Below are 20,541 nucleotides of genomic sequence, written 5' to 3' on the forward strand. Positions count from 1 at the left end.
ATAAGCGCTGCAAGAAAAATCAGTGTTCAAGGGTAGCGCTAACCACCCCTTGCGCGCACCAGCCACAGGCAAATGCCTGGCCGATACGGCGCTGGCGCTCGGCGCTGTCGAGCACCCAGGGCCGGACTTGCCAGGGGGGTTGATGGCGCAGGTGCTGGGTGTGGCCGCAGGAAAGTGCCACGACCCAATGGCCGTCCTGGTCTTGATCGAACCCTGTGATCAGACTGACGGGCGTCCCTTCGCCCATGGTCGGTTCGCAATCGGGCGATGCGTTGGTTACACTTCCACGCTCTACTTTCTTTTGCAAAAGGTCTTGCCCCATGCTGATCGCCGCCAACAAGGCAGTCTCCATCGACTATACCCTGACCAACGACGCCGGGGAGACCATCGACAGCTCCGCCGGTGGCGCCCCGCTGGTTTACCTGCACGGTGCCGGCAACATCATCCCAGGCCTGGAAAAAGCCCTGGAAGGTAAACAGGCCGGTGACGAGCTGAACGTTTCCATCGAGCCAGAAGACGCCTACGGCGAATACCTGGCCGAGCTGGTCAGCACCCTGAACCGCAGCCTGTTCGAAGGCGTCGACGAGCTGGAAGTCGGCATGCAGTTCCACGCCTCGGCACCGGACGGCCAGATGCAGATCGTCACCATCCGTGACCTCGACGGCGACGACGTCACCGTTGACGGCAATCACCCACTGGCCGGTCAGCGTCTGACCTTCCAGGTCAAAGTGGTCGATGTTCGTGATGCCAGCGAAGAAGAAATCGCTCACCGTCACATCCACGGTGAAGGTGGCCATCACCACTGATTTTCTGCGCTACGCTCAGAGAGTCGCCAGGCGCTCGGGCAAGCCGTTGCAGCCCTCCTCGGGAGGGTCGACGGCTTGGCCGCGCGCCTTTTTAGTGGGCGCGATTCGCCCTTGCGACCACCAGGAACCTCAGAGGGGATAGATCATGAGTGCATTTCACGAGCTGACGTTGAAAGCGCTGAACGGCGACGATCTGCCGCTGGCTCCGTTCAAGGGCCAGGTGGTGCTGGTTGTCAACGTTGCCTCCAAGTGTGGCCTGACGCCGCAATACGCTTCACTGGAAAAACTGCACCAGCAGTACAAGAGCAAAGGGTTCAATGTGCTGGGCTTGCCGTGCAACCAGTTTGCCGGGCAGGAGCCTGGCAGCGAACAGGACATTCAGGCGTTTTGTGCCCTCAACTACGGGGTCAGCTTCCCGCTGGGCGCCAAACTTGAGGTCAACGGCCCGCAGCGCCACTCGCTGTATCGCCTGTTGGCGGGGGAGGGCGCGGAGTTTCCGGGTGATATCAGCTGGAATTTCGAAAAGTTTCTGGTGGGCAAGGACGGCCGCGTGCTGGCGCGCTTTTCCCCGCGCACTGCGCCGGACGACCCAGGCGTGGTGCAGGCCATCGAGAAAGCGCTTAGCTGATGTCGGGCGTCACCCTGGCGGAGGGTGAGGCAACCGCGATGCCCTCGCGGCAGGCCTGCTGCAAGTAACCTTCGAACTGCTCGATGATTGCCGGCCAGCCCTGGCGGCTGGCGTGCTGGCGGGCATTCAGGCGTACCCGGCGCAATGTCTCGTCCTGTTCGAGCAGCCAGCAAGCGGCATCGATGAACGCCGCCTGATCCCCCGGCATCGCCAACGCGCCACTGTGGCCATGGCGAATATGCTGGGCTGCGGCAGCTTCGTCATAGGCCACAACTGCCAACCCCGAAGCCAGCGCCTCAAGCACCACGTTGCCGAAGGTTTCGGTCAGGCTGGGAAACAGGAACATATCGCCGCTGGCGTAATGTTCGGCCAACACCTCGCCGCGCTGGGCACCGCAAAAAAGCGTATCGGGCCACTGCTGCTCAAGGTTTGTCCGTAACGGGCCGTCGCCGACCACAATTAGGCGCATCCGGCGCTGTGGGTAAGTCTTCTGCAGTTGCAGCAGGCACGGGCGCAGCAGCGCCAGGTTCTTTTCAGCGGCGATTCGCCCCACATAGAGCAGCGCAATGTCATCCTCGCCGAGGCCCCATTGCTCACGCAGCGCGACGCTGCGCCGGGCCGGGCTGAACAGGCAGGCATCTACGCCGCGTGCCATCAGCCCGAGGCGCTCGAAACCCCGCCGTTCCAGCTCCAGGTGCTGGCTGGCGCTGGGCACTAGGGTGATAGCGGTACGCCGATGGAACCAGCGCAGGTAGTGGGTGAGCATCCGCGTCAGCAGCCCCAGGCCGTACTGCCCGCAATATTGCGCAAAATTGGTGTGAAAACCGCTGACCACCGGGATACCCAGGCGCCGCGCCGCGCGCAGCGCGCTAAGCCCAAGCGGCCCCTCGGTAGCGATATACAGCACATCCGGGCGCTGCCGGCGCCAGCGCCGCCACAGCGTGTGCATCGACAACTCGCCCCATTGCAACCCAGGGTAACCCGGCACTGGCCAGCCCCGGCACAGCAGCAGGTCATCGGTGTGTGCCGTGGCTGAGTCGATGGGCTGGCGCGGGCGAACCAGCTCGACCTGATGGCCACGCGAACGCAGCCCATCGCTCAACCGACCCAGGGTATTGGCCACGCCATTTATTTCAGGCGGGAAGGTTTCGCTGACCAGGGTAATGCGCATGGGCGGTGTGTTCATGGGGCAAAGTCTGCGCCGCTCGGGTTGCGCTCATGTGGCGTTTTTGTGACGAGCAGGTGACGCCAAATAACCAGCGCAAAACGGGTAATCTTGCGCACCTTTTTTTTGCGCAAGGTCAATCAAGCTTTACCCGCCCGAGCCGATGCAAATGCATTCGCCTATAGGTGTACGCTCCGGGAGAGCGGTGATGTTCAACAGCAAACTGAAGCAAGAAATCCAGCAACTGCGTGAAGAGCTATTGTCGGTCGAGCAGGTCAAGAACAGCCTCGACAGCGAGATGCTGGTGTTGCAGCTGGACCCGCAGGGGCGTATCGAGTCGGTCAACGGCAATTTCGAGAGCGAGATGGGCTACCGTGCCGAGCAATTGCTTGGGCGCAACATCGAAGAAATCATTCCGGCCCATGTGAAGAAGCTCGATTTCTACCAGCGCATGAAAACCGCCATCGCCCGTGGCGAGCACCTCAACGGCGCTTTCCGTTTGCTGCGGGGTAACGGCGATGAGGCCTGGCTGCGGTCGATTCTGCAGCCAGTCAAAGACGCCAACGGGCGCATCAAGCATTTTTCGCTGCATTCGAGCGACCTGACCCGCACCATCGAAGCCTCTCGCGAGCACGAAAGCCTGATCAAGGCGCTGATGCGCTCCACCGCAGTGATCGAGTTCAACCTTGAAGGTGTGGTGCTGACGGCCAATGATCGTTTTCTCAAGGGCATGGGCTACAGCCTTGAGCAGGTGCGCGGCAAGCACCACCGCATTTTCTGTGATGGCGAGGAGGTGAACTCCAGCGATTACAAGACGTTCTGGGACCAGTTGCGCCGTGGCGAATACGTGGCCGGGCGTTTCAAGCGTATTGACGCCCATGGTCGCACGGTATGGCTGGAGGCTTCGTACAACCCGATCTTCGACGCCCATGACGTGCTCTACAAAGTGGTCAAGTTCGCAACCGTGGTAACCGACCAGGTCAACCAGGAGCAAGCCGTCGCCCAGGCTGCTGACATTGCCTATACCACCTCGCTTGAAACCGACGACAGTGCACGCAAAGCCACCGAAGTGGTCACGCAGACAGTCGAGGTGATGCGCGGCCTGGAAGGTTCGATGCAGGACGCCGCCGAGGGCATTCAGGCCCTGGACAAACAGTCCAAGGTCATTGGTGCGATCATCAAGACCATCAGTGACATTGCCGGGCAAACCAACCTGCTGGCGCTCAACGCCGCCATTGAGGCTGCCCGCGCCGGTGAGCAGGGCCGAGGGTTTGCGGTAGTTGCCGACGAAGTGCGTCAGTTGGCTTCGCGCACCAGCAGCGCTACCGAAGAGATTGCCAAGGTGGTGCAGCAGAACGAGCAACTCGCGCAAGCGGCGGTCGACATTATCGACACCAGCAAGCGCCAGGCCGAGCAGGGGCTGGCGTTGGCTGCCGATACAGGTGGGGTGATCGTCGAGATTCAGGAAGGGGCGAAGAAGGTAGTGGATGCGGTGGGGCAGTTTTCCAGCCAGTTGAACAACTGAGCGTAGGCCGGCCTGCAGCGCCCAGGCGCGCCTGCTTGATGGGCTCCATCAAGCAGGCGCGATGTTGGTTCAGCCAATCAGCTGGTCATAAACCTCGCCGGCGATAGTGGCGAACGTTTCGATGCTATGTTCTTCGCCATCGATACGATATTCATCTACGAACGAGTAAGCGACCGAGAACACACCGCTGAAACTTGCGGTAATGTTGGGCCGTTCGTTGTCGAGGAGGGCGTTGGCTACCAAGACAGGCAACGACTCACTATGAATCACTAGCTTTTCGGTATGGTTGTTGACGCTGTTGATGTAGATTTGATCGGCGGGCTGATCGATACCTTGTTCCTGCAAGGCTTTATCGAGCAACTCGCTAGCATTGTTTTTGTGCGTTTCAAAAGCTGTGGTCATGTGCAATATTCCTTTTTAATCAGAGGCGCTGGCCGGCTGAGTGCCTGGTAGGGGATGCCGCAGAATGAACTGCTGTGCCTGCCCCTGTTAGCCAGCTTTGGAAGATCAGGCGATGATGTCCATTGCCAACATCTGCGCGAACGCTTCGTCGAGGGCGGCTGCGAAGTTGCCTTCATCGCGCATGATGCTTTCCCCGTAAAAGCCGTAGTGCAGTTGGTCAGAAGTTTCCAGATTTCCGGTAATCACTGCCCAGGTCAGATAGATATCGACAGGTAGCCGGTCGGAGGCATCATCGGTGTTGGAGATGAGCCAATGTCCAGTGGCATCCAGTCCATGCTTTGGCAGTACTTCCATCAGCACCGAGTAAACGCTTTCCTGTACCAAACCGAAGGCATCGTGTTGCTCGTTGGTCAGGGGAGGGCCCATGCGGCCGGTTTCGCGCAGATTGCCCAGCGGGCCATCGGGGTCAATTGGGCCCTGGGGTTCTGGCTTGATCTCTGGATCTACTGGGTCGACTACCTCCGGATCAACGACTTCCGGATCGACGACTTCTGGATCAACGACTTCCGGATCGACGACTTCTGGATCAACGACTTCTGGATCAACGACTTCTGGATCAACGACTTCCGGATCGACGACTTCTGGATCGACGACTTCCGGATCGACGACTTCCGGATCAACGACTTCTGGTGGATCAACGACTTCTGGATCAACAACCTCTGGATCAACGACCTCTAGATCGACCTCTGTATCGACGTCTGGATCAACGACCTGTGGATCCACGGTGCCGTCAACGTCCTCGTCGATAATTACCGATTCATCCGGATCAATACCGCCCTCGTCGATAATTACCGATTTATCCGGATCAATACCGCCCTCGTCGATAATTACCGATTCATCCGGATCAATACCGCCCTCATCAATGATCACCGAGCCTTCACCGTCGAGGTTCGGTACTACTTCCTTTTCTTTGGTTTTGTCATCGTCATTCATCTGCTTATCCTCTTGATATGAATGCCAACAGGTGGCGCAGATGATTGAGCCATAGGGTGAAGTGTCGAGGAGCGTACCTATCTACCGCTCCGTCTTTTTAGCCAGCCCCTCTTCGCGAACCCAGAACAAGGTGGCCCCGGCAACCGCTGCCGGCATCATCAGGATGTTTACGAACGGGATCAGCAAGGCGAGGTAGGTGATGCCGCCAAAACCCAGCGACTGCCAGCGCTTGCTGCGCAGCCACGCGAGCATGTCCTGCCAGCTCATCTTGTTGTTATCCGCTGGGTAGTCGATGTACTGGATAGCCATCATCCAGATGCCGAACACCAGCCACAGCGGCGCGGCAATCAAATTGACCACCGGAATCAGCGACAGGATGAACAGGCCGATGGCCCGTGGCAGGAAGTACCCCAGCTTGCGCATTTCGCGGCTAAAGGTGCGGGGCACCATGGCGACCAGTTCGCCCCAGCTGAACGTGGGGAAGTTATCCTCGCCGCGTAGCACCACCTCGACCTTTTCTGCGAGGAAACCGTTGAATGGGGCCGCGATCACGTTGGCCAGCATCGTGAAGGTGAAGAACACCATCAGCAGCAACAGCGCCACAAACAGTGGCCACAGCACATAGCTCAAAAAGCTGAGCCAGTCGGGCAGGGTGGGCATCAGGTGGTCGAGCCAGGTGCTGAACTGTTGGCCGGCAAACCAGATCAGGCCGCAGAACAGCAGCAGGTTCACTGCCAGGGGCAGCAGCACGAACAGGCGCAGGCCAGGGCTGAGCACAAGCTTCAGGCCCTCGCGCAGGTATTGAGGGCCAGAAAGAACATTGGCTTGCATGGGAAGGCTCCGCGTGTGGAAAACGCGCTGACCTTACCGAGTTTGTTGCGCTGACGGAAGGTGGCCGAGCACTGCGAAACGGCGTGTAACAAAGGGCGAGGCTGGCAAGTGGCGCGATTCTTCGCAAATAGAGAGTGCCTATAAGGTGGATTGTCGAAGGATATTTCCTTAATCTCTGCGGCCTCGCTACAGTGCGCTCAACTTTTCGTTTCAGGGCCGACGCGTTGTAGTGCTTCCCCAAGTGCTGCGTAGGCCCTTTTTAATTCCAGCTGGCGCAACCGCCACCTTGACGGTGCGGCCCGCTCGACAGGAGTTCGTCATGTCCGAAGTACGTCATTCGCGCGTCATCATTCTGGGTTCCGGCCCTGCCGGTTACAGCGCTGCCGTGTATGCTGCGCGTGCCAACCTCAAGCCGCTGCTGATCACCGGCATGCAGGCCGGTGGCCAGCTGACCACCACCACTGAAGTCGACAACTGGCCGGGCGACCCCCATGGCCTGACCGGCCCGGCACTGATGCAGCGCATGCAGGAACACGCCGAGCGCTTCGAGACCGAAATCGTCTTCGACCACATCAATGCCGTCGATCTGGCCAACAAGCCGTTCACGCTGCAGGGCGACAGCGGCACCTACACCTGCGACGCGCTGATTATCGCTACCGGTGCCAGTGCCCGTTACCTGGGCCTGCCGTCGGAAGAAACCTTCATGGGTAAAGGGGTTTCGGCCTGCGCCACCTGCGACGGTTTCTTCTACCGCAACAAACCGGTCGCTGTGGTAGGTGGTGGCAATACTGCTGTGGAAGAGGCGCTGTACCTGGCCAACATCGCCAGCAAAGTCACCTTGGTGCACCGCCGCGATACCTTCCGCGCCGAGAAAATTCTCATCGACAAGCTCAACGCCCGTGTCGCTGAAGGCAAGATCGAACTCAAGCTCAATGCCACTCTGGATGAAGTACTGGGTGACAACATGGGTGTGACCGGCGCGCGCCTGAAGAACAACGACGGTAGCAGCGATGAAATCAAGGTCGACGGCGTATTCATTGCCATTGGCCACACCCCGAACACGTCGCTGTTCGAAGGCCAGCTGACCCTCAAGGACGGCTACTTGGTGGTCAATGGCGGCCGTGAAGGCAATGCCACCGCCACCAACGTCGAGGGCGTGTTCGCGGCAGGCGATGTGGCTGACCACGTTTATCGCCAGGCGATCACTTCGGCCGGTGCTGGCTGCATGGCGGCGCTGGACGTCGAACGCTACCTGGACGGGCTGGCCAACGCTTCGTTCTGATCGAGGCAGATGGGGCCGCTTTGCGGCCCTTTCGCGGTGGTTTGGCACTCCGAGCAAGCCCAGGACGGTAATAGGCCCACTGCACCGGCCTCGTGCCATCCCCTGATGGAGATCTCTGACTGAGATCTTGTGGGAGCGGGCTTGCCCCGCGATCAATTCACAGGCTAAGGCGCATGGACAGGTCCACCGCCTTCACATCCTTGGTCATGGCACCAATCGAGATGTAGTCAACGCCGGTCTCGGCAATCACCCGCAGTGTCTCTTCATTGACTCCGCCGCTGGCCTCAAGCTTGGCCTTGCCGGCGTTGATGCGCACCGCTTCGCGCATTTCGTCCAGGGTCAGTTCATCGAGCATGACGATGTCGGCGCCCGCCGCCAGTGCCTGGCGCAGCTCATCAAGGCTTTCTACCTCGATTTCCACTGGCTTGCCTGGGGCGATGCGGTGCGCGGCGGCAACCGCTTCGGCCACGCCACCGCTGGCGGCGATATGGTTTTCCTTGATCAGGAAAGCGTCGTACAGGCCGATGCGGTGGTTGTCGCAGCCGCCGCAGGTGACGGCGTACTTTTGCGCAAGGCGCAAGCCCGGCAAGGTTTTGCGGGTGTCGAGCAGGCGCACCTGGGTGCCCTCGACCAGGTCGGCCAGAAAGCGTGCGCGGGTGGCGACGCCCGACAGCATCTGCAGGAAGTTCAGCGCCGAACGCTCGCCACTGAGCAGCGAGCGCGCCGGCCCTTCAAGGTGGAACAGCGCCTGATTGGCCACCGCGCGGTCGCCGTCAGCCACTTGCCAGTGCACCGCAACCCGCGGGTCGAGCTGGCGGAACACCGCATCCACCCACGCGGTACCAGCAATTACGCAGTCTTCGCGGGTGATGATGGTCGCGGTGGCCAGGCGCTCGGCCGGGATCAGCTCGGCGGTGATATCGCCGCTGCCGATGTCTTCGCGCAGTGCACGGCGCACGTTGGCTTCGATTTCGGCGGTCAGGTCGGCGAGGCGTAGGTTCGGCATGGTCGGCTCCACAAGCTAGATGGCGGCGATTATAGGGCAGGGGCGCGGGCTGTACAGCAGCGGCGGCGATGACCTTTTGTCAGGCGTTGTGAGCTTTTTGCCAAAACCGTGGTCAGTTCAGGCGTACAAAAGGCCGCTGGCGGCTGTGGGCGTTTTCGCAGATAATGGCGCCTTGTATTTGGCGTCATAGCTTTGACGTACTGTCCTGTCGAATATCGCTACATCCAGCAAGGAGTTCCGGATGCATAAAGAAGGCAAGGTGGTGCCCCTGGCGGGGGCCATCGACCGAGGCGCGCGTGCGCTCTCGCCCTGCCTTCCGGTATTGCTGCTGCAAGTGCGCGACAAGGCTGCAATGCAGCTGCGTCAGGGTTTGCAAGCGTTGTTCGACAATGCCGACGACACCCTGTTCGAGATGGCCGACAAGGCCAGCGGGCGCCCCGACCAGAACCTCTATTTCGAAGCCATGCGCGACCTGCGCCTCAAGCGCAAGAGCATCGAGCGCGGCTTTCTCGACACCTTCTACGACGCCTTCTCGCGTATCGGCCAGGCTGACGCCTACGAGCTGGGCCTGCCCCCTGCGTCGGCCAACGGCCCTCTGGAGCGTGCAGTGGCGGTGCAGGGCATGGTTGATCGGGTGCTTTCACGCGATGGCTTCGTGCTGCAACAACTGAACCTGCGCTTCAGCGTATTGCTGGACGTCGAGCTGGATGAGTCGCGCAACCCTATGGGGCCCGCCAGCCTGTGTGGCTATTTTCTCGCCGCCGGGCGCAGCTTGGGTGTGGGCCTGAACGTCAAGCTGGTGTTGCTGAAGCTGTTCGAGCGTTATGTGTTGCGCGACCTCGACCAGCTCTATGGCGAAGCCAACCAGTTGCTGGCCAGCGCCGATGTGTTGCCCGACCTGCTGCCTGCGCCGCGCCGCCGCGCCGAAGACCGGCGCAGCAGCCCGCTTGGCATGCCTTGCGCCGATGGTTTGGCCAACGACCCCACGCCCGACAGTTCCGGCCAGGCGTTCATCGCGGCGCTGGGCGACTTGCTGGCGCCGGCCCGTGGCCTGTTCGCACCGCGCCTGTCGAGTGCCGGCGCGGTGCAGGCGATCAGCACCAGCGACCTGCTGCGCCTGCTGACCCACCTGCAACACTATGTACCGGCGCCGGGCGAGTCGGACGACTTCGACCTTGGCCAGCAGCTTGAACAACTGCTGCTGCGGGTGAGCGTGCGCAGCGGCACGCGCCGGCGCATTGCCGTTGGCGATGAAGACATGATCAACCTGGTGGCGTTGCTGTTCGCCTTTATCCAGGACGACTACAACCTGCCTGAGAGCCTGCGCGCGCTGATCTGCCGCTTGCATATCCCGCTGCTCAAGGTAGCGTTGCTCGACAAGACACTGTTCAGCCGCGCCACCCACCCGGCGCGGCGCCTGGTCAACGAAATCGCCGCCGTGGCGATTGGCTGGGAAACCGACGGCGAAGGCCTGCGCGACAGCCTGCACTTGCGTGTCGAGCGTGTGGTGCAACGCTTGCTCAACGATTTTTCCGAAGACTGCAGCCTGTTCAACGAATTGCTCGACGAGTTTCTGGCCTTCAGCCAGGACGAGCGCCGGCGTAACGAACTGCTGGAGCAGCGCACCCGCGACGCCGAAGAAGGCCGCGCCCGTACCCAGCAGGCGCGGCTGCGGGTGCAGGATGAACTGAACCAGCGCTTGCGCGGGCGTGTGTTGCCACTGACGCTGGTGCAAATGCTTGAGCATGCCTGGAGCCAGGTGCTGCTGCTGGCCTGGCTCAAGCAGGGCGAAGCTTCCAGCGCCTGGGCCGAGGGCCTGGCGACGGTCGACGCGTTGCTGGCCAGCATTGCGCCGCACCCGCAACCTGAGCAGTTGCTTGAACAATTACCGGCGTTGCTCAAGGCGCTGCGTGAGGGGCTGGCCGGGGTTGCCCTGGATTCGGCCGCCACCCGCGATTTCTTCCAGCAACTGGAGCGCCTGCACCTGCGTGCCTGTGGTGGCTCGCTGGCCGATGACGAGGTGCCAGCGCAGGTCTGTGTGCAGTCCGACATCGTGCTGGCGCTGGCGGATGAGTCCACCTGTGCGCCGAGGCAGCCGGGCGTTGCCGAGGAGCCTGCGCTGCATCAGGTCGATCGCCTGCGTCTGGGCACCTGGGTTGAGGTGATGGATGACGGTGATGCGCTGCGCTGCAAGCTGGTGGCGCGTATCGACTGCAGCGACCGCTTGGTATTTGCCAACCGCACCGGCATGAAGGTGCGTGAATGGAGCCGCGCCGAGCTGGCCGTGGCCCTGCGTCGGGGGGAGGTTCGCCTGCTTGATGACGGGTTGCTGTTCGAGCGCGCCCTGGATGCTGTGCTTGCGCAGTTGCGCGCTCAGCAGGTGCGCTGACGGCGCTTGCGCAGGCATACTGAGTGCATGCCCGCTGGGGCCGCTTTGCGACCCTTCGCAGGGCAAGCCCGCTCCTGCAGGAAGTACGGCTTTTGTGGGAGCGGGCTCGCCCCGCGATGGCCCTCAACGAACCCCACTGCCAAGCATCAACCTGCCCCTGGCCCCTTTCAGGATCTGCCCCATGCAACTGGACCGCGCGACTGGCTGGTTCACCGGCGTCACCCGCTGCCCCTCGCCGAACTTCAATGAACGCCCCGCCGGCGAGGCTGTGTCGTTGCTGGTTATCCACAACATCAGCCTGCCGCCCGCCTGCTTCGGTACTGGCAAGGTGCAGGCGTTCTTCCAGAATCGCCTGGACGCTGCCGAACACCCTTACTTCGAAAGCATCTGCCACCTGACGGTGTCTGCGCACCTGTTTGTCGAGCGCGACGGCGCGGTGACGCAGTTCGTGTCGTTGCATGACCGCGCCTGGCATGCGGGGGTGTCGAGGTTTGACGGGCGCGAAGGCTGCAATGACTTTTCTATCGGCATCGAGCTTGAAGGCACCGATGAGCTGCCCTATACAGATGCCCAGTACCTGGCGCTCGAGCGCCTGACCGCGCAGATCCGCCAAGCCTGGCCGCAGATCGATACGCAGCGCATCCAGGGCCATAGCGACATCGCGCCGGGGCGCAAGACCGACCCCGGCCCGGCATTCGATTGGCAGCGCTACCGCGCCGCCTTGCAACACAGTGAGGGCAAACAATGAGTTTTCTGGTCTTGGTGCTGGTGCTGTGGGTCGAGAAGTTTTCCGCCCTGCGCCAGCGTCTGCAGCGTGACGGGTTGTTCCTTGGCGAGTTGCTGCGCCTTGAACGCAGCGGCAAGGCAGCGCCGGCCTGGGCGTTGACGCTGCTGGTACTGGCCCCGGTGGTGGTGCTGTTGCTGCTGCTGCACGTGCTGGAGCCGGTTGCCTACGGCCTGCTGGCGTTGCCCGTGCACTTGCTGGTGCTGATCTACAGCCTGGGCCGTGGTGATGTGAAGGCATCGCTCGGGCCGTTTCGCGATGCCTGGCGCCGCGGTGATGACCAGGCCGCGCTGCACGCGGCCGAGCGTGACCTTGGGTTACAGGCCGAAGACGCCGGCAGCTTGATCAAGCGCGTTCAGGGGCACCTGCTGTGGCAGGCCTATCAGAGCTTCTTTGCGGTGGTTTTCTGGTACTTCCTGCTGGGGCCTGCCGCGGCGCTGGCCTATCGCCTGCTGGCGCTGGGTGCCGAGCACAGTCGCCAGCCAGGCATCCAGGCGTTGGCTGCGCAGCTGCGCCATGCCATGGACTGGTTGCCGGTGCGGGTGGTTGCGGTGAGCTTTGCCTTGGTGGGCAACTTCGTCGCGGTCACCCGGGTGATGTTGCATGCCTTGCTCGACTGGCATGTCAGCGCGGGGCATTTGGTTGCGCAGGTTGGCCGGGTGGCGGATGACATTCCCGAGGAGGAAGGCCATCAGCAAGGGCTGGCGCGTCTGGACACCTTGTGGGAGCTGCTGCTGCGCTGTGCGGTGTTGTGGTACGCCTGCTTTGCGCTGTGGACCGTGCTGGCCTGACCTGCGCGGTCTTTATGGGAGGTTCTGGGGGGTGTACACGCCTGTGGTGGCCTCATCGCAGACTATCGCCAGCTCCCACAGGGATCGCGCCGGGCCTTTATATCGATGTATGACGCAACCCCTGTGGGAGCTGGCGATAGCCTGCGATGAGGCCAGTACAGGCTGAAGCTACCAGCCAAACAGCTCATCGGCATTGCGGCTGCTCACCTCAGCCAACTCGCCAGCCTCAACCCCCATCACCTGCGCCAATGCTTCAGCTATCTCCGGCAGATGCTCCGGGCTGTTACGCATGCCCGGATACATCACCGGGGCCATGTCGGGGGCATCGGTTTCCAGCACCACAGCCTCCAGCGGCAGGCGGGCCAGGGTCTTGCGCAGGCGCAGCGCCTGGGGCCAGGTCGCAGCCCCCCCAAGCCCCAGGCGGAACCCCAGCTTTATATATTCGCGCGCCTCTTCATAACTGCCGGCGAACGCATGGATGACCCCCGCCCGCGCAGGCTTGTAGCGCTTGAGCGTGGCAATCACCTGCGCATGGCTGCGGCGAACGTGCAGCAGGGCGGGCAGTGCGAAGTCGCAGGCCAGTTGCAACTGGGCTTCGAACAGCGCTTGCTGACGCTGCGGGTCAAGCGCTGGCAGGTAGTAATCCAGGCCGAATTCGCCCACCGCGCACAGCCGTCGGTCGCCACACAGGCGCTGTAACCAGTCGCGCAATGTTGCCAGATGCTCGGGGCGATGTTGGTCGAGGTAGACCGGGTGCAGGCCAAGGGCTGCGAAAATTCGCTCGTCGCTACAGGCCAGGTCCCACACGCGCTGGAAGTTGTCCTGATACACCCCCAGCACCACCATGCGTTCCACCCCGCGCGCCGCAGCGCTGGCCAGCAGTTGCCGGCGGTCGCCGTCGAAGTCGGGGAAGTCCAGGTGCGTGTGGGTATCGATCAGGCGCATGGTCAGGCCGTGATGCGGCGCTTGAAGGTGCGGCCAATGGCGTGCACGCCGGGCTGGTAGCGTTTTTCTTCGATGGCCGCCAGGGCCAGCTCCAGCGCAGTTGCGGCGATCAGGCCGTGCTGCTGGGCCATGGCATTGACCGGCAGCGGCAGGAAGTCGAGCAACTGATTGTCGCCGAAGGTGCCCAGCTGCAACTGACGCGAGCCGGCAGGGCGCGCCTGCAAGGTGTCGAAAACCCCTTGCAGCAGTACGTAGGAGGTGGTCACCAGCGCATCCGGCAGCCCGCCTTGCTCGTCGATCAGTTGCTGCATCAGGCGCTGCCCGCACTCACGGCTGAACGCCTCGCCTTGGTAGCGCCACACTTGCCCGGCAAACCCCTGCAGCGCTTCATCGAAACCGCCGGCACGGGCCTGGCTGACCGACAGCTCTGGGCGCGCGCCGATCAGTGCGATGCTCTGCGGGGCGGTTTGCAGCAGGCTGCCGGCGAGTTGGCGGCTGGCATCACGGTCATCACTGATGACTGAACAGAAGTGGGCCGGGTCCAGCCCACGGTCGATGGCGATTACCGGCAGGCCTTTGTCTTGCAGCTCGCGGTAGCTGGTGTCCTGCGCGGGCAGGCAACTGGCGACGAACAGCGCGTCGCAGCGCCGCGCGCGGAACAGCTGCTGCAACTGGTGTTCGATTTCTGGCTGGTCATCACTGCTGGCGATCAGCAACTGGTAACCACGGGCGCGAGCACCTTGCTCCAGCTGTTTGGCGATACGGGCGTAGCTGGGGTTCTCAAGGTCCGGGAGAATGAACCCCAAGGTCCGGGTATGGCGGCTGCGCAGGCCGGCGGCCTGGGGGTTGGGGGTGAAGCCATGGGCCTCGACCACCGCACGCACGCGCTCGACGGTGCTGCTGCTGATGCGCTGCTGTTCAGCCTTGCCGTTGATGACGTAGCTGGCGGTGGTGACTGACACACCGGCCAGACGGGCGATATCGCTGAGTTTCACCGAATTTTCCTTGTTATTTCCGGGACTGGCTGCTTGCCTGACCGGGTAGTGTGTCCCAAGGGCAAGCGTGTGCGCAGGCGACCATTGTCGCAATTGTCCGACGGGATGGGGCTTTTTCGTTGGAAGATTATCGAGTAACGTGCCGGCTTGGTCAGATTAAACGTTTCAGCGTGGCGAGATTTCCTGCCCGGATTATCGAATTCGCCGCCTGCGCAGGTTATTTGAACGGCCCGTGCCGTCGAAATTCACAACAATACCTCGGCTGCCAACATGGGCGCCGTAAAGGAGAAGGTCATGCTCGAGCTTGCCGTGGAGCAGATTGCCATGGGCCAGAAAGCCGCCGACAAAGGCCAGGCGCTGGCGTTGCTGGCCGAACGGCTGGTAGCCGATGGCCTGGTGGCCGAGGGGTATCTTGATGGCCTGCGTGCCCGCGAGGCGCAGGGTTCGACCTTTTTGGGCCAAGGCATTGCCATCCCCCATGGCACCCCCGAGACCCGCGACCTTGTGTATGCCACCGGCGTGCGCCTGATGCAGTTCCCCGACGGGGTGGACTGGGGCGACGGGCAGATCGTCTACCTCGCCATCGCCATCGCCGCGCGCTCTGACGAGCACTTGCGCCTGTTGCAACTGCTGACCCGCGCCCTAGGCGAGACCGACCTTGCCGAGGCGTTGCGCCGCGCCAGTTCCGCAGAAGCGCTGCTCAAACTGTTGCAGGGCGCGCCCCAGGCGCTGGCGCTGGATGCGCAACTGGTCGGGCTGAACCTTGCCGCGGAAGATTTTGACGAGCTGGCCTGGCGCGGCGCACGCCTGTTACAGCGCGCTGGCTGCGTCGAGAGCGGCTTTGCCGGTGTGCTGCAACAGGCCGAGCCGCTGCCGCTGGGCGAAGGCCTTTGGTGGCTGCACAGCGAGCGCCAGGTGCGCCAGCCGGGCCTGGCGTTCATTACTCCGCAGCAACCGCTGCGTTACCGCGACCAGCCGCTGAACGGGCTGTTCTGCCTGGCCAGCCTCGGCGCTGCGCATCAGGCGTTGCTTGAGCGGCTGTGCGAAGTGCTGATCGAAGGCCGTGGGCAGATGCTCTACCAGGCCACCAGCAGCCGTACGGTGCTTGAAGTGCTTGGCGGTGAAGTCCCCGCCGACTGGCCGAGTGCCCGCGTGGTGCTGGCCAACCCCCACGGCCTGCACGCCCGCCCGGCCAAGGAGCTGGCACAACTGGCGAAGCGTTTTGATGGCGAGATTCGGATCCGCGTAGCCGACAGCCCGCAAACAGCAGTGTCGGTCAAAAGCCTGAGCAAGTTGCTCAGCCTCGGTGCCCGGCGTGGCCAGACGCTGGAACTGGTGGCCGAGCCCGGCATTGCCGCCGACGCCCTGCCGGCGTTGCTTGCTGCTATCGAGCAAGGCCTTGGCGAGGCGGTGGAGCCGGTGCCTGCGGCCGTGCAAGTGCTGCCCGAGGCCCCGCCTGAAGCCGTGGTTGCGCCGGTTGCCGGCAGCACCTTGCAGGCCGTGGCCGCAGCGCCTGGTATCGCCTGTGGCCCGGCGCATGTCTGCGTCGAGCGTGATATCGACTACCCGCTGCGCGGCGAGTCGCCCGCCAAGGAGCGCGTCAAGCTGCGCAGTGCCCTTGATGCGGTGCATGCAGACCTGCAACACCTCGTGCAGCGCAGCGACAAGGCCATTGGCGAGATCTTCGTCACCCACCAGGAAATGCTCGGCGACCCGGCGCTGGCCGATGAAGTCGAACTGCGCCTGGCCCAAGGTGAAAGCGCGGCCGCCGGCTGGATGGCGGTGATCGAAGCCGCCGCCCGCGAGCAGGAAGCCCTGCAGGACACGCTGCTCGCCGAACGCGCCGCCGACCTGCGCGACATTGGCCGGCGCGTGCTGGCGCAACTGTGCGGCGTGCAACAAAGCGCCGAGCCTGAACAACCTTATGTGCTGGTGATGGCCGAAGTCGGCCCGTCCGATGTAGCGCGCCTGGACCCGGCCCGCGTCGCCGGCATCGTCACCGCCCACGGCGGCGCCACCGCGCACAGCGCCATCGTGGCTCGCGCCCTGGGCATCCCTGCCGTAGTTGGCGCAGGGGAGGCGATCTTGCTGCTCGACAGCGGCACGCCGTTGTTGCTCGATGGCCAGCGCGGCCGCGTGACGATTGCCCCCGAAGCAGATGAACTGCAGCGTGCGTTGGCCGAGCGCGACGCCCGCGAGCAGCGGCTGCAAGCGGCCTGGGCCAGCCGCCATGAGCCGGCGACCACCCGCGACGGCCACGCGTTGGAGGTGTGCGCCAACATCGGCGACAGCGCAAGCATCGACAAAGTGGTGGAGCAGGGCGCCGAAGGGGTTGGCCTGCTGCGCACCGAGCTGATTTTCATGGCCCACACCCAGGCTCCCGATGTTGCCACCCAAGAGGCCGAGTACCGCCGCGTGCTCGATGGCCTGGCAGGTCGCCCGCTGGTGGTACGTACACTGGATGTCGGCGGCGACAAACCGCTGCCTTACTGGCCGATTGCCGCAGAGGAAAACCCTTTCCTTGGCGTGCGCGGCGTGCGCCTGACCTTGCAGCGCCCGCAGGTCATGGAAGACCAGCTGCGCGCGCTGCTGCAGGCCGCTGACGACCGGCCATTGCGCATCATGTTCCCGATGGTCGGGCAGATGCATGAATGGCGCGCGGCCAAGGCGATGGTCGACCGGCTGCGCGAGCAGATCCCGGTGCGCGACCTGCAAGTGGGGATCATGGTCGAGGTGCCATCGGCGGCCTTGCTGGCCCCGCAGTTGGCGCGTGAGGTGGACTTCTTCAGCGTCGGCACCAACGACCTGACGCAGTACACCCTGGCCATCGACCGCGGCCACCCGAGCCTCTCGGCCCAGGCCGACGGCCTGCACCCGGCGGTGCTGCAATTGATCGACATGACCGTGCGCGCCGCCCACGCCCATGGCAAGTGGGTAGGCGTGTGTGGCGAGCTGGCTGCCGACCCGCAAGCGGTGGCGGTGCTGCTGGGCCTTGAGGTGGACGAGCTCAGTGTGTCAGCGCGCAGCGTCGCCGAAGTCAAGGCACTGGTGCGCCAGGCCGATTATTCGACGGCCCGCGCCCTGGCGCGCGAAGCCCTGCAACAGGACAGCGCCGAAGCGGTTCGGGCGCTGGTGGAGCGATACTGACATGGCCAAGATCCTTACCCTGACCCTCAACCCTGCGCTGGACCTCACCGTCAGCCTCGACACCCTGCGCCCCGGTGCGGTCAACCGCAGCCAGGCCCAGCACAGCCACGCCGCCGGCAAGGGGCTGAACGTCGCCCAAGTGCTGGCTGACCTGGGCCACAGCGTCACCGTTGGCGGGTTTCTCGGCCAGGACAATCTGCAACCCTTCGAAGCGTTGATCGCCGCGCGTGGGTTTACTGACTGTTTCGTGCGCGTAGCGGGCGAGACGCGCAGCAATATCAAGGTGGTCGAAGCCGACGGCCGGGTCACCGACATCAATGGCCTCGGGCCACAGGTCGACGAAGCCGCGTGTGCTGCACTGCTTGAGCGCCTGGCGCAGATTGCCCCCGGCCATGACGCGGTCGTGGTGGCCGGCAGCCTGCCCCGTGGAGTCAGCCCGCAGTGGCTGCGGCAATTGCTGGAACGGCTCAAGGCGATGGGCCTGAAAGTTGCCCTGGACAGCAGCGGCGACGCCCTGCGCGCCGGTTTGCAAGCCGCGCCGTGGCTGGTCAAACCCAACACCGAAGAACTGGGCGAGGTGCTCGGCGTGGCGGTTGAGGCGCCGGCGCAGCAGCGCACGGCGGCTGCACAGCTACTGAGCACAGGCATCGCCCATGTCGTGGTCTCCCAGGGCGAGCACGGCGTCAGCTGGTTCGCCGCCGGCCAGGCGCTGCATGCACAGCCGCCAAGCGTGCGCATTGCCAGCACCGTCGGCGCCGGGGATTCCCTGGTGGCGGGCATGGTCCATGGCCTGTTGCAAGGCGAGGCGCCGCACGCCACGTTGCGCCGCGCCACCGCCATTGCCGCGCAGGCCGTTACCCAGGTCGGCTTCGGCATTTGTGACCGTGAGCAACTGGCGCGCCTTGAAGCCGGCGTGCAACTGACCGAACAACAAGAACCTGAGGGCCGCTGATGAACATTGCCATTGTCACTGCCTGCCCCAACGGCCAGGTATCCAGCGTGCTCAGTGCACGCCTGCTGTCTGCGGCTGCGCAACGCCGGGGCTGGAGTACCAGCGTCGAGGTGCAGGACAGCGAACACCCCGAACGCCGCCTGACCTCGGCACAGATCGCTGGCGCCGACTGGGTGCTGGTGGTCAGCACCGGCCCGGTGGACCTGAGCCGCTTCACCGGCAAACGGGTGTACCAGAGCACGCCGGCGCAGGCCCTGGCCGACCGCGAAGGCTTCCTCGACGAAGCCGCCGCCAGTGCCCAGGTACTGCACGACAGCCCACCGGCTGCGGCGGCGGCGGCGCCACGGCTGGTGGCAGTGACGGCCTGTCCGACCGGCGTCGCCCACACCTTCATGGCCGCCGAGGCCTTGCAGCAGGCCGCTGCGGCGCTCGGCTACCAGCTCACCGTCGAGACCCAAGGCTCGGTCGGGGCACGCAACCCACTGCCGGCCGAGGCTATCGCCGAGGCCGACGTGGTGCTGCTGGCCGCGGATATTGAAGTGCCGACGGCGCGCTTTGCCGGCAAGCGCATCTATCGCTGCGGCACCGGCATCGCCCTCAAGCAAGCCCGCGCCACGCTGGACAAGGCGCTTGCCGAAGGCAAGGTTGAAAGCGCCGGCGACAGCGCCCAGGCCGCCCAGAAAACCGAGAAAGCCGGGGTGTACAAGCACCTGCTGACAGGCGTCTCGTTCATGTTGCCGATGGTGGTGGCGGGCGGGCTGCTGATTGCGCTGTCATTCGTCTTCGGCATCGAAGCCTACAAGGAGCCTGGCACCTTGCCCGCCGCCTTGATGCAGATCGGCGGTGATGCTGCGTTCAAGCTGATGGTGCCGCTGCTTGCGGGTTACATCGCCTGGTCCATCGCCGACCGCCCAGGCCTTGCGCCGGGGATGATTGGCGGTTTGCTGGCGAGCACCCTGGGTGCAGGTTTCATTGGCGGGATCGTCGCAGGTTTTCTGGCCGGCTACAGCGCCAAGGCCCTGGCCCGCTGGGTACGCCTGCCGAGCAGCCTGGATGCGCTCAAGCCGATCCTGATCATCCCGCTGGTGGCGAGCCTGTTCACGGGGCTGGTGATGATCTATGTGGTTGGCCAGCCGGTGGCGGCGATGCTGGTGGGGCTGACGCATTTTCTCGACAGCATGGGCACCACCAACGCCATCCTGCTTGGGGTGCTGCTGGGCGGCATGATGTGTGTCGACCTCGGGGGGCCGATCAACAAGGCTGCCTATGCGTTCTCGGTGGGGCTACTGGCTTCGTCCAGCTACGCACCCATGGCGGCGACCATGGCCGCCGGCATGGTGCCGCCCATCGGGCTTGGCCTGGCGACGTTCCTGGCACGGCGCAAGTTCGCCCAGAGCGAGCGTGAGGCGGGCAAGGCGGCGCTGGCGCTGGGGCTGTGCTTCATCTCTGAAGGGGCGATCCCGTTCGCTGCCAAGGACCCGCTGCGGGTGATCCCGGCGAGCATTGCCGGCGGGGCGTTGACCGGCGCGCTGTCGATGTATTTCGGCTGCAAACTGATGGCCCCGCATGGCGGGCTGTTCGTGCTGCTGATCCCCAATGCGATCAACCACGCGCTGCTGTACCTGCTGGCGATTGTTGCGGGCAGCTTGGTGACGGCGGTGGTGTATGCGCTGATCAAGAAGGCCGAGCAGGTGGAATTGGCGGTGGCTCCGGCTCAGAGCGCACGCTGATTGTCCGGGCAGCGCGGGAAATTTATGGTTCTGTGCAAGCTTGTGGTGGCCTCATCGCAGGCTATTGCCAGCTCCCACAGAGCTCGCCCATCTCCATATCGATGCCGTCTACGCGGTCAGTGTAGGAGCGGCCTTGTGTCGCGAAAGGGCTGCGAAGCAGCCCCAGGATC

General features: G+C 63.7%; 18 protein-coding genes. 10 read left to right on the plus strand and 8 right to left on the minus strand.

What is annotated here, in order from left to right:
* Positions 1–19 precede the first annotated feature (19 nt).
* Positions 20–322, minus strand: a complete 303-nt coding sequence (locus tag HU720_RS12725; RefSeq protein WP_186520297.1) for a DUF3565 domain-containing protein — start codon at positions 320–322, stop codon at positions 20–22.
* On the opposite strand from HU720_RS12725, the gene HU720_RS12730 reads away from it, so the two are divergent.
* Both HU720_RS12730 and HU720_RS12735 read left to right on the plus strand, forming a co-directional pair.
* On the plus strand, positions 321–806 hold the full coding sequence (locus tag HU720_RS12730) for a peptidylprolyl isomerase (protein WP_016501463.1): 486 nt from the start codon (positions 321–323) through the stop codon (positions 804–806). The genes HU720_RS12725 and HU720_RS12730 overlap by 2 nt on opposite strands.
* 145 nt (positions 807–951) lie before the next feature.
* On the plus strand, positions 952–1,434 hold the full coding sequence (locus tag HU720_RS12735) for a glutathione peroxidase (RefSeq protein ID WP_186520281.1): 483 nt from the start codon (positions 952–954) through the stop codon (positions 1,432–1,434).
* Here HU720_RS12735 and HU720_RS12740 read toward each other — a convergent pair.
* On the minus strand, positions 1,427–2,620 hold the full coding sequence (locus tag HU720_RS12740) for a glycosyltransferase family 1 protein (protein WP_186520282.1): 1,194 nt from the start codon (positions 2,618–2,620) through the stop codon (positions 1,427–1,429). The two genes, HU720_RS12735 and HU720_RS12740, sit on opposite strands and share 8 nt — an antisense overlap.
* 187 nt (positions 2,621–2,807) lie before the next feature.
* On the opposite strand from HU720_RS12740, the gene HU720_RS12745 reads away from it, so the two are divergent.
* A complete protein-coding gene (locus HU720_RS12745; protein ID WP_186520283.1) occupies positions 2,808–4,124 on the plus strand; it encodes a PAS domain-containing methyl-accepting chemotaxis protein in 1,317 nt (438 codons plus the stop codon).
* Between the two features lie 69 nt (positions 4,125–4,193).
* Here the strand turns inward: HU720_RS12745 and HU720_RS12750 are convergent, their stop codons facing one another.
* The 3 genes from HU720_RS12750 to cysZ all read right to left on the minus strand — a co-directional run bounded on the left by HU720_RS12750 (position 4,194) and on the right by cysZ (position 6,350).
* Complete coding sequence (locus HU720_RS12750; RefSeq protein WP_186520284.1) at positions 4,194–4,526, minus strand: hypothetical protein; 333 nt, start codon at positions 4,524–4,526, stop codon at positions 4,194–4,196.
* Positions 4,527–4,631: 105 nt separating this feature from the next.
* Complete coding sequence (locus tag HU720_RS12755) at positions 4,632–5,519, minus strand: hypothetical protein (RefSeq protein ID WP_186520285.1); 888 nt, start codon at positions 5,517–5,519, stop codon at positions 4,632–4,634.
* Positions 5,520–5,600: 81 nt separating this feature from the next.
* Positions 5,601–6,350: a sulfate transporter CysZ gene (cysZ, locus tag HU720_RS12760; protein WP_186520286.1), complete on the minus strand. Its 750-nt coding sequence runs from the start codon at positions 6,348–6,350 to the stop codon at positions 5,601–5,603.
* A 319-nt stretch (positions 6,351–6,669) separates the two neighbouring features.
* On the opposite strand from cysZ, the gene trxB reads away from it, so the two are divergent.
* Positions 6,670–7,632, plus strand: coding sequence for a thioredoxin-disulfide reductase (gene trxB, locus HU720_RS12765; RefSeq protein ID WP_186520287.1), 963 nt, complete (start codon positions 6,670–6,672; stop codon positions 7,630–7,632).
* Positions 7,633–7,789: 157 nt separating this feature from the next.
* On the opposite strand, the gene nadC is transcribed toward trxB, so the two are convergent.
* Positions 7,790–8,638: a carboxylating nicotinate-nucleotide diphosphorylase gene (nadC, locus tag HU720_RS12770; protein WP_186520288.1), complete on the minus strand. Its 849-nt coding sequence runs from the start codon at positions 8,636–8,638 to the stop codon at positions 7,790–7,792.
* 241 nt (positions 8,639–8,879) lie between these two features.
* Here nadC and HU720_RS12775 point away from each other — a divergent pair, with 241 nt between their 5' ends.
* The 3 genes from HU720_RS12775 (at position 8,880) to ampE (ending at position 12,602) form a co-directional block, all read left to right on the plus strand.
* Positions 8,880–11,027, plus strand: coding sequence for a DUF1631 domain-containing protein (locus tag HU720_RS12775; protein ID WP_186520289.1), 2,148 nt, complete (start codon positions 8,880–8,882; stop codon positions 11,025–11,027).
* A 181-nt stretch (positions 11,028–11,208) separates the two neighbouring features.
* Positions 11,209–11,775, plus strand: a complete 567-nt coding sequence (gene ampD / locus HU720_RS12780) for a 1,6-anhydro-N-acetylmuramyl-L-alanine amidase AmpD (RefSeq protein WP_186520290.1) — start codon at positions 11,209–11,211, stop codon at positions 11,773–11,775.
* Complete coding sequence (gene ampE / locus HU720_RS12785) at positions 11,772–12,602, plus strand: regulatory signaling modulator protein AmpE (protein ID WP_186520291.1); 831 nt, start codon at positions 11,772–11,774, stop codon at positions 12,600–12,602. The genes ampD and ampE overlap by 4 nt, the downstream gene beginning before the upstream one ends.
* A gap of 168 nt (positions 12,603–12,770) precedes the next feature.
* Here the strand turns inward: ampE and HU720_RS12790 are convergent, their stop codons facing one another.
* Positions 12,771–13,547, minus strand: a complete 777-nt coding sequence (locus tag HU720_RS12790; RefSeq protein WP_186520292.1) for a TatD family hydrolase — start codon at positions 13,545–13,547, stop codon at positions 12,771–12,773.
* Positions 13,548–13,549: 2 nt separating this feature from the next.
* Positions 13,550–14,542, minus strand: coding sequence for a catabolite repressor/activator (gene cra, locus HU720_RS12795; RefSeq protein ID WP_186520293.1), 993 nt, complete (start codon positions 14,540–14,542; stop codon positions 13,550–13,552).
* Positions 14,543–14,836: 294 nt separating this feature from the next.
* On the opposite strand from cra, the gene ptsP reads away from it, so the two are divergent.
* From ptsP to HU720_RS12810, 3 genes are read left to right on the plus strand one after another with little or no spacing between them, the layout of a single operon-like run.
* Complete coding sequence (ptsP, locus tag HU720_RS12800; RefSeq protein WP_186520294.1) at positions 14,837–17,689, plus strand: phosphoenolpyruvate--protein phosphotransferase; 2,853 nt, start codon at positions 14,837–14,839, stop codon at positions 17,687–17,689.
* A gap of 1 nt (position 17,690) precedes the next feature.
* Positions 17,691–18,641 (plus strand): 1-phosphofructokinase, encoded by a 951-nt coding sequence (pfkB, locus tag HU720_RS12805; RefSeq protein WP_186520295.1) that lies wholly within the window; start codon positions 17,691–17,693, stop codon positions 18,639–18,641.
* Positions 18,641–20,371: a PTS fructose-like transporter subunit IIB gene (locus HU720_RS12810; RefSeq protein WP_186520296.1), complete on the plus strand. Its 1,731-nt coding sequence runs from the start codon at positions 18,641–18,643 to the stop codon at positions 20,369–20,371. The genes pfkB and HU720_RS12810 overlap by 1 nt, the downstream gene beginning before the upstream one ends.
* Positions 20,372–20,541 lie beyond the last annotated feature (170 nt).

The organism is Pseudomonas sp. SWRI51 (genome assembly GCF_014268825.1).
Taxonomy (GTDB): Bacteria; Pseudomonadota; Gammaproteobacteria; order Pseudomonadales; family Pseudomonadaceae; genus Aquipseudomonas; species Aquipseudomonas farsensis.